The following is an 8,897-nucleotide window of genomic DNA, read 5'->3' as shown; positions in this document are numbered from 1 at the left end:
TCCCGCTCAGCCACAAACGACTCAAGGCACGATGGGCCGATCAAAACCTGCTTAGCCTCTTTACTCATATGCGATAGCCCTGCCCTCGCGGGGGGAGATTGGCTCTCCACCTAAGCCCGCTTGATGGTGACGTGCGTGGCGAGCGGCGTCGCAACCTGCTCGCTGCAGACATAGCCGAGCTTGACCATGTCCAGGCCGCCAAAAAGGTTCTCGCCCGTACCGAGCAGCACCGGCGCGATCGCCAGATGCATCTCATCGATCAGCTTCTCCTGGAGATATTGCTGGATGGTGGCGACGCCGCCGCCCACCCGCACGTCCTTGCCATTAGCCGCTGCTTTTGCCTGTTCAAGTGCCGAATGGATGCCGTCGGTGATGAAATAGAAGGTCGTGCCGCCCTCCATGACGATCGGTTCGCGCTTGTGATGGGTCAACACGAAAACCGGCACATGGTAGGGCGGGTTATCGCCCCACCAGCCCTTCCAGCTGTCATCGGGCCATTCGCCGCGGATCGGTCCGAACATGTTGCGGCCGAGGATCCATGCGCCGACATTCTCGAAACTGCGCGCCGCGAACGCCTCGTTTATATCGGTGGTGCCGCCATCTTGTCCGAGCACCATCTCACGGAAGGTGCGAGTGTCGACAAACCACTTGTGCAAGGATTCCCCACCGACGCCGAGCGGATTTTGCAGATCCTGATCGGGACCGGCGCCATAACCGTCGAGCGATAGGGTGAAAGCGTTGACACGAAGTTTGGGCATAAGGGCCTCCTCGGTAGCCAATTGGTATTTTTGCAAGCTGTTGTCTTGTAACAAACTGCTTGCGAAATGCAAGCGGTTTTTCAGCGCAAACCGACCTCATGCGATGGCACTGGCGAGGCATCGCCGTGGCTCTCGCCAGAACCGGAAATTGTTGGATGCAGAGGCGAATGGTCGGCATTTGCTCGCCGCGACCGGCCGCCGGTGGAAGAGAAACTATCCCTTCAACAGCTTCGCCACTTCGGGGGCGAAGTAGGTGAGGATGCCGTCGCAGCCGGCGCGCTTGAAGGCCAGCAGGCTTTCCAGCATCGCCTTCTCGCCATCGATCCAGCCATTGGCGGCAGCGGCCTTGATCATCGAATATTCGCCGGACACCTGGTAGGCGAAGGTCGGCATCTGGAATTCGTCCTTCAACCGCCGGATGATGTCGAGATAGGGCAGGCCGGGCTTGACCATCAGCATGTCGGCGCCTTCCGCGATATCCTGTTCGGCTTCGCGCACCGCCTCGTCGGAATTGGCATGGTCGATGTAATAGGTCTTCTTGTCGCCCTTGAGCAGGCCGGCGGTGCCGACCGCCTCGCGATAGGGGCCGTAGAAGGCCGAGGCGAACTTAGTCGCGTAGGACATGATCGCCACGTCCTGGAAACCGTTGGCGTCGAGCGCGTCGCGGATAGCGCCGATGCGGCCGTCCATCATGTCGGACGGTGCGATGATGTCGGCGCCGGCTGCCGCCTGGATGACGGCCGCAGCGGTCACCTGTTCCACCGTCTCGTCGTTGACGACGATGCCGTCGCGCAGGATGCCGTCATGGCCGTGGCTGGTGAACGGGTCGAGCGCGGCGTCGGTGATGATGCCGATCTCCGGCACCGCGTCCTTGATCGCGCGGGTGGCGCGGTTGATGACGTTGTTGGGGTCGAGGATGTGCGAGCCGGTCTGGTCGCGCAGCGAAATGTCGACATTCGGGAAGGTGGCGAGTGCGGGAATGCCGAGCTTTGCCGCGCGTTCGGCCTCCTTGACCGCGAGATCGATCGACAGCCGGAAGACGCCCGGCATGGCGGCGATCGGCTCGCGCACTTGTCTGCCGTCAACGACGAAGATCGGCCAGATCAGATCATCGACCGAGAGCCTGTTCTCCTGCACCAGGCGGCGCGACCAGTCGGCCTTGCGCATGCGGCGCAAACGGCGGCTGCCGGTGATGTCGTCGACGCTGCGAGCGCCGGCTGGCTTTGCGGGGGTGAATTTGTTCATCGCCAAAACTCCAGATCGGCGGCTTTTATCACGAGCCCTTGCCGCTGACCAATGCGACACGTTTGTGCCAGCAAATCGCCTGGAGGGCAGCACGGCCTGTCAAGGCGATCCATTGCCCGAAAGGATCTGAGCAGCACCCCGCATGGCGACACGAAACGCTTCATCGAAACTAACGCCGCGCACTTGCCAATGATAGGTCTTCCCGTCCGCTTTAAGCCGCCAATCGGCGATCCAGCCGAGGTCCTTGTCGCTCCACACGATGCTGCCGGCCAAGACCTGGCGGCTGCCGATACTTCTTGCAACATTGCCTAGCAGTTCGGGTGAGATAGGACCCACCTCTTCGAAAGTGAGTCCGGCCTTGGCGAGCGTGGCCTTGTTCGGAACGACAATCGACATCGCCATGGGGCCGGCGGCCGATTGAAAAGACTCTATCATGTACGGGTTTTCGTCCCCATCACTGGCAAGGACGAAATGTCGGCGCGAGTCGTCCACAGCCAGGACTACCGAGAGCGTCGGCCGTTCGGCCAGCCAGGGCTTGCTGCCGAGCGAAGCCAGAACCGGATCGATCGTCGCCGGCGTGTACTGGCAATAAAGGTCATGCGGCCGGTCATGCGTACCTTGCTCGTCATGAACCGGAATGCCTTCCATGCGGTCGCGGTAACGGAAGCCGGTGACGAAGCTGCCGGCCTTGTCGCGCAGTGCCGTCATCTCTGGTTTTTCCAGCAGGCGCTGGTCGCCGGAAACCCGCACCAGGACCTCATCGAGGCAGATCTTGAAACCTGCTTGGCGGTTTGGCTCGTCCTGGCCAGTGACGATGGTTTGGGATTTATAGAGATCGTCGATATCAGCCGCCTCGGCCAGGCCATTGGCGGCGCAGATGGCCAGCAGGCCACCCAGAACAAGGGCAAGGCGCAAAAACGGCCGCATGTCTTACCGTCCGGTTCGAGGCTGTCAGCCACTCTCTAGCATCGGCTGCCGCCGGTGGCCAAGACGACGCGCTGGCGGCCCAGTTTTAACTTTATCCTGGATCCGGTCACGGCTGCATCTTCGACGAATGTCCTGAAGTCGGTTGGAGGTTCCAATGCCGATGCGCACCGATTTGGCTGGGCCGCAAAGGATGGCCTCTTTCTGCCCTCGAGATCCAAACTGACCCCGACCGGCAGGGCTTGGCATTGACGCGCCCATGCGCCACGCTCTAGCACTTCAATCCCGGCGGCGCGGGAGAAGGGATTCTTTCACGATGGATTTTGGCGGAGGCGACGAGATCCGCTTCGAACATCTGGGCCGTGCCGGCGTCATTACGTTGAGGCGGCCGCAGGCGCTCAATGCCTTGACGCATCGCATGATCAGGGCGCTCGACGCTGCCCTTTCCGCCTGGGAAGCCGACCAGGGCGTCGATATCGTCGTCGTCAAGGCCGAGGGCAGGGCCTTTTCGGCAGGCGGCGACATACTGCATATCTATGAGACCGGCCGGGCGGGAAAACCGCCGGTCGATTTCTTCGCCGACGAATACCGGCTCAACGCCCGCATCAGCAGCTTCAGGAAACCCTATGTCGCGCTGATCGACGGCATCGTCATGGGCGGCGGCGTCGGCATCTCGTTCCACGGCTCGCACCGGGTGATGACCGAAAATGCCCAGTTCGCCATGCCGGAGGTCGGCATCGGCTTTTTCCCGGATGTCGGCGCCAGCCACCTGCTGCCCGATCTCAGTGGCTCGTTCGGGATGTATCTGGCGCTGACGGGCAATCGTATCCGCTATGGCGATGCACTGTGGTCGGGGCTGGCTACCCACACCATCAAGGCCGAGGATCAGGGCAGCTTCCTCGAACGGCTGACGTTGACCGGCGATCCGGAACCGGCGCTGCGCGGCTTCTTCTCTCACGCTAAGCGAGAGACCGACAGGTCGACGCTGGAGGCGATATCTCGCCATTTTTCGCAACCATCCTTGAAACGCGTCATCGACAGCCTGGAGCGCGCGGCGGACACTGACGAGTTCGCCGCCAAGACGCTGGCGACGATCCGCACTCGCTCGCCGACCAGCCTGCGCGTCGCCTGGCGCCAGATCAGCGCCGGGCTGACACTGTCCATGGACGCTTGCATGAAGATGGAGTTCCGCATCCTCAACAGGATGCTTGCCGGCCACGATTTCTACGAGGGCATCCGCGCCGCCGTCATCGACAAGGACGCAAAACCGCAATGGCGTCCGGCTAGCCTCGATGCGATCAGCGAGGCGGATGTCGACGCCTATTTCGCTCCGCTTGGGGAACGGGAGCTCGTGCTTTGAGCGAGGTGACCTCGAGACGCGTCGTGCTGCAGCCTTCCGGGGTGGAGGTGATCTTTGCCTGGTTCCAGCGGGTCATATCAAGTTACTGCCTGCTGTTCGGCATCCTGTACTGGATCAAGCTGATCGGCTTCTATCCGGGCCCGCTGTGGCGTTTTGACCTGATGCCCGTGCACTGGCAAGTCGCCGCCGTGGTGCTCGCCGTTTTCTTTCCCTTCGCCGCTGCGGGCCTGTGGATGCTGGCGTCCTGGGGCCCGGTGATCTGGTTCATTTGCGCGGCGACCGAGACAGTGATGTATGCCGGCTTTCCCGAGCTTTTCGGCCACCACCTGCTGATTGTCGTCTCGCATGCCGCGGTGGCGGTGCTTTACATCGTCTTCCGCGTCATCATCTACCTGCAGAAGCGCCCCGTCCGCCACTAAGCCCTTGAGCACATTGGCGACCTGGCGGCTGCCTGAATTCAGCCCCGAAATCACTGCCGAAATCTTTAGGTTAATTATCCTTGCTCGGGTGACCGTTCGTTAAGCCTCTTTCGAAACCTATTACCGGTAAGCTCTTGTTAGCCCTAGCGTTTAAGTCGAATTTTATGAGTATTCGATAGTGTCGCGATCAAGGTGAAAAACAAAAAATCACCAGGGCGACAAACGAGAGGCAAAGACAATGATCAATTCGCGTCCGGCGGCGAAGACCGCCAACGTATCCGACGATCGCCGCGAGGCTATCCGTTCCCTGTACATGGAATCGCTGCAGCTTGTTGAACGGCTTCACCGCCGCCTGCTTGATGTCATCAAGGACGAGTTCGACCGCAACGGCCGTTCCGACATCAATGCCATCCAGGCGCTGCTGCTGTTCAACATCGGCAATTCCGAACTGACAGCCGGCGAGCTGCGCTCGCGTGGCTACTATCTCGGCTCCAACGTCTCCTACAATCTGAAGAAGCTGGTCGATCTCGGCTTCATCAATCACCAGCGCTCACGCATCGACCGCCGTTCGGTCCGCGTCTCGCTGACCCCGAAGGGTAACGAGGTCGCGGAAGTCGTCGCCGGTCTCTACGAGCGCCATGTCGGCTCGATCGAGCAGGTCGGCGGCATCAACACCGACGAGTTCAAGCAGATGAACCGCGCTTTGCAGCGGCTCGACCGCTTCTGGAACGACACGATCGCCTACCGGATGTAAGGTGCAACATCGTATCCGGCCCGCGCCACAGAAGCGCGGCCGAAATATCGACCTTCAGTCAGGGCCGGTGCCGAAAAGCATCGGTCCATTTCTTTTCGGGATGCCGGCCGGCCGGATTTGGACGCCAAGCCACGTTGCCGCCATATTCCAATGGAACCGAGAGTGGCAGTGATGCTGTGGTGAAGACCCTGCGTTCACCCGCAATCCATATCGCGCCTCGTGCGTTGCACCAAGGTGATGCGGAGCATGGTTGGCTAATTGTTAAGATTGCCAATTTTAGAGTGCGGGCGAGATCGCCCGGTGATCAACGCAGCAAGTGATCGAACTGCTACAAATGTCTGGAACGTCCATGAAGACCAGCCGTCGTTTTTTCCTCTCCGGGGCCTCCGCGCTCGCAGCCGCGCTGGTTGCCGGCGGCGCCAATGCGCAGGATGTGATCGGTGATATCCTGAAGTCCTCGGCGCGCGGCAATTGGGACGATCAGTTCGACGCCCGCGCCAGCGAGGGCGGCAAGGTGGCCTCGACGCTGCCGATCTTCAGCCTGCAGACCGTCGCTTTCACCGAACAGGCGGTCGCGCAATATCAGAATATCGTCGGGCAGGGCGGCTGGGTAGAGGTTCCCGCGACCAAGAAGCTGCAGCTCGGCGTCGATGATCCCGATGTGGTGCCGTTGCGCAAGCGGTTGATGGTTTCCGGCGACCTGGCACAAGGCGCCGGCATTTCGACGGCCTTCGATTCCTATGTCGACTCGGCGGTCAAGCGCTTCCAGTTGCGCCACGGCCTGCCTGCCGACGGTTCGCTCGGCAAATACACCTACGCGGCGATGAACGTTTCGGCGCAGATCCGGCTTGGCCAGTTGCAGACCAATCTGCAGCGGCTGCGCGAGAAGGCCGGCACGTTGGGCAACCGCTATGTGCTGGTCGACATTCCGGCCGCACAGATCGAAGCCGTCGAGAACGACCGCGTCGTGCTTCGCCACACCGCCATCGTCGGCAAGATCGATCGCCAGACGCCGATCGTCAATTCCAAGATCAACGAGATCATCGTCAATCCGTACTGGAACGCGCCGGTTTCGATCGTGCGCAAGGACATCATTCCGCTGATGCGGAAGAATCCCGATTATCTGAAGGACAGCCATATCCGCCTGTTCGCGCCGGACGGCAGCGAGGTCGATCCTCTCAATGTCGACTGGTCGACCGACGATGCCGCCAAGTATCGCTTCCGCCAGGACCCGGGTGCGGGCAACGCGATGGCTTCGGTCAAGATTAATTTCCCGAGCCCCGACGGCGTCTACATGCACGACACCCCGCAGCAGAGCCTGTTTGGGAAGATGATGCGTTTCGATTCCTCGGGCTGCGTGCGTGTGCAGAATGTGCGCGATCTCGTCACCTGGATCTTGCGCGACACTCCCGGCTGGGACCGCCAGCATTTCGAGGCGGCGATCAAGACTGGTGAAAACACGCCGATCCAGGTCACCAACCCGGTGCCGGTCCACTTCCTCTATCTCTCGGCCTGGTCGACGGGTCCGGGCGTCGTGCAGTTCCGCGACGACGTCTACGCGCTCGACGGCGCCAACGAGCTGCAGATCACGTCGTCGCTTTAAGTGACTGAATCTTTTATTAAAAAGGCCGCCGTTCAAGGCGGCCTTTTCGTTACTCGGTCTCGCCGCAGTTTCATGGGAGGGCGGCTGGACGGATTGGCCGGCTTTGCGCATGGTCGGCGGACAAGTCTGGAACCGGACCATGGAAGTCGCCGTCTTCATTCTGGTTGTGCTCGCCTTCGTCGCGCTTTCCGGCGCGCTGGTGCGCCTGGTTCGGGTGCCGCTACCGGTGCTGCAGATTGCCATGGGCGCCGCACTCGCATGGCCGGTGCGCGGCATCCATGTCGAGATCGATCCGGAACTGTTTCTGCTGGTGTTCATCCCGCCGCTGCTGTTTGGCGATGCCTATGGCGCGCCGAAGCGTGAATTGGTGGCTCTGCGCGGACCGATCCTGGATCTTGCCATCGGGCTCGTCTTCTTCACCATCGTCGGCTTCGGCTACGCCTTGCACTGGCTGGTGCCGAGCATCCCACTGGTTGTCGCTTTCGCGCTGGCCGCGGTGCTGTCGCCGACCGATGCTGTGGCTGTGTCTTCGATCGTCGACAAGAATGTCGTTCCGGCGCGGCTGATGCACATTCTCGAAGGCGAGTCGCTGCTCAACGATGCGTCGGGCCTCGTCATGTTCCGCTTCGCCGTGGCAGCAGCACTGACCGGCAGCTTTTCCTTTGCCGCGGCATCACTGAGTTTCCTCTACGCCGTGGCGATCGGCATCCTGATCGGCGTCGCGGCGTTGTTCGTCGCCGCCAAGCTGCTGCAAGTGCTCAACCGCATCGGCGGCGTGCCAGCCGAGGCGCAGGTGTTGGTCATGATCCTGCTGCCCTTCATAGCTTATCTCGGCGCCGAGCACGTCGGAGCGTCCGGCATCCTGGCGGCGGTCGCCGCCGGCCTGCTCGCCGGTGGCTCCGGCGTGTTCCGCTTCCTCGGCGTCTCGGCGCGCATGCAGACGATGTCGCTGTGGATGACGCTTTCCTTCGTTTTCAACGGCGCTCTCTTCATCGTGCTCGGCCTGCAGCTTCCCGACATCATCCGCCATGTGCCGCCGGAACTGATGAGCCTGCATCCGATCATCCAACCGATCGCGACTGTTATTGCGCTGACGCTGTGCCTGATCGCGCTACGCTTCCTGTGGATTTGGATCGGCGATATCGCGGCCGGTATCGCCGCGCGTCTGGGCAAGCGCAAGGCGGAGCCGTTCGGGCTGCGCGTGCGGCTCGCCGGTTCCGTGGCCGGTGTGCGCGGCGCGATCACGCTGGCCGGCATATTGTCGCTGCCGCTCGCCATGCCGGACGGCTCGCCGTTTCCGGCGCGCAATCTGGTTATCTTCCTCGCCGCCGGCGTGATCATCTGCTCGCTGGTCTTCGCCAGTCTCGCTCTGCCAAGGATCGCCAGGGGGCTGGTCGAACCGGGCGAGGAGGCCGGTGCCGCCGAGGAACGCCTGGCGCGTGTCGGTGCTGCCAAGGCGGCAATCGCGCGCATCGAGAGCATTGCGGCGGCGGAGGATGAGGGCGAAGGCGAGGTGCCCGGCGCCAGGATTGCCGCCGCCGAGAACATCGTCGCCGGTTACCGGCGTCGCATCGCCGCCTCGGATGAAGCCGATGAGGCCCGCGCCGAGGCCCGCGAATCCGGAAGGCTGGAGCTGGAACTGCGGCTCGCCGGCATCGACGCCGAGCGCGCGGCCGTGCGTGACATGTTTCGCGCCGGCGAGATCAATGACCATACGTCGCAGGCGCTGTTTACCGAGATCACGCTCACCGAAGCCTTGCTGAAAGGTCGGAAGACGAGGAAATAGTCTCTTGTTGCCTCGCTGGCGCAAACCGGCCAGCAAATTTCGCGCCGC

Annotated in this window: 8 protein-coding genes; 5 read left to right on the top strand and 3 right to left on the bottom strand. The window is 62.0% G+C overall.

Annotation, left to right across the window (positions count from 1 at the left end; translation table 11 throughout):
- Positions 1 to 110: 110 nt before the first annotated feature.
- From NKH57_RS15745 to NKH57_RS15735, 3 genes are all read right to left on the bottom strand, one after another.
- The gene (locus tag NKH57_RS15745; RefSeq protein ID WP_023759914.1) at positions 111 to 758 is read right to left on the bottom strand and encodes a dihydrofolate reductase family protein; all 648 of its coding nucleotides are present in this window, start codon (positions 756 to 758) and stop codon (positions 111 to 113) included.
- A gap of 213 nt (positions 759 to 971) precedes the next feature.
- Positions 972 to 2,003 (bottom strand): porphobilinogen synthase, encoded by a 1,032-nt coding sequence (hemB, locus tag NKH57_RS15740; protein WP_352730594.1) that lies wholly within the window; start codon positions 2,001 to 2,003, stop codon positions 972 to 974.
- Between the two features lie 99 nt (positions 2,004 to 2,102).
- Complete coding sequence (locus NKH57_RS15735; RefSeq protein WP_352730592.1) at positions 2,103 to 2,930, bottom strand: DUF2066 domain-containing protein; 828 nt, start codon at positions 2,928 to 2,930, stop codon at positions 2,103 to 2,105.
- 313 nt (positions 2,931 to 3,243) lie between these two features.
- On the opposite strand from NKH57_RS15735, the gene NKH57_RS15730 reads away from it, so the two are divergent.
- The 5 genes from NKH57_RS15730 to NKH57_RS15710 all read left to right on the top strand — a co-directional run bounded on the left by NKH57_RS15730 (position 3,244) and on the right by NKH57_RS15710 (position 8,849).
- Positions 3,244 to 4,287: an enoyl-CoA hydratase/isomerase family protein gene (locus NKH57_RS15730; protein ID WP_352945282.1), complete on the top strand. Its 1,044-nt coding sequence runs from the start codon at positions 3,244 to 3,246 to the stop codon at positions 4,285 to 4,287.
- Positions 4,284 to 4,706 carry a DUF6163 family protein gene (locus NKH57_RS15725; protein WP_352605222.1) on the top strand — a complete coding sequence of 141 codons (423 nt, stop codon included), beginning with the start codon at positions 4,284 to 4,286 and terminating at the stop codon, positions 4,704 to 4,706. The genes NKH57_RS15730 and NKH57_RS15725 overlap by 4 nt, the downstream gene beginning before the upstream one ends.
- A 238-nt stretch (positions 4,707 to 4,944) precedes the next feature.
- Positions 4,945 to 5,460, top strand: a complete 516-nt coding sequence (gene ldtR / locus NKH57_RS15720) for a transcriptional regulator LdtR (RefSeq protein ID WP_008875359.1) — start codon at positions 4,945 to 4,947, stop codon at positions 5,458 to 5,460.
- A gap of 349 nt (positions 5,461 to 5,809) precedes the next feature.
- Positions 5,810 to 7,063, top strand: coding sequence for a L,D-transpeptidase family protein (locus NKH57_RS15715; protein ID WP_352605224.1), 1,254 nt, complete (start codon positions 5,810 to 5,812; stop codon positions 7,061 to 7,063).
- Between the two features lie 139 nt (positions 7,064 to 7,202).
- Positions 7,203 to 8,849: a Na+/H+ antiporter gene (locus tag NKH57_RS15710; RefSeq protein WP_352485758.1), complete on the top strand. Its 1,647-nt coding sequence runs from the start codon at positions 7,203 to 7,205 to the stop codon at positions 8,847 to 8,849.
- The last annotated feature ends 48 nt before the right edge of the window (positions 8,850 to 8,897 follow it).

The organism is Mesorhizobium sp. M1050, assembly GCF_040318715.1.
Lineage (GTDB): Bacteria > Pseudomonadota > Alphaproteobacteria > Rhizobiales > Rhizobiaceae > Mesorhizobium.
The sequence above is the reverse complement of the archived record's forward strand: the minus strand, read 5'-3'. Positions and strand labels throughout refer to the sequence as shown.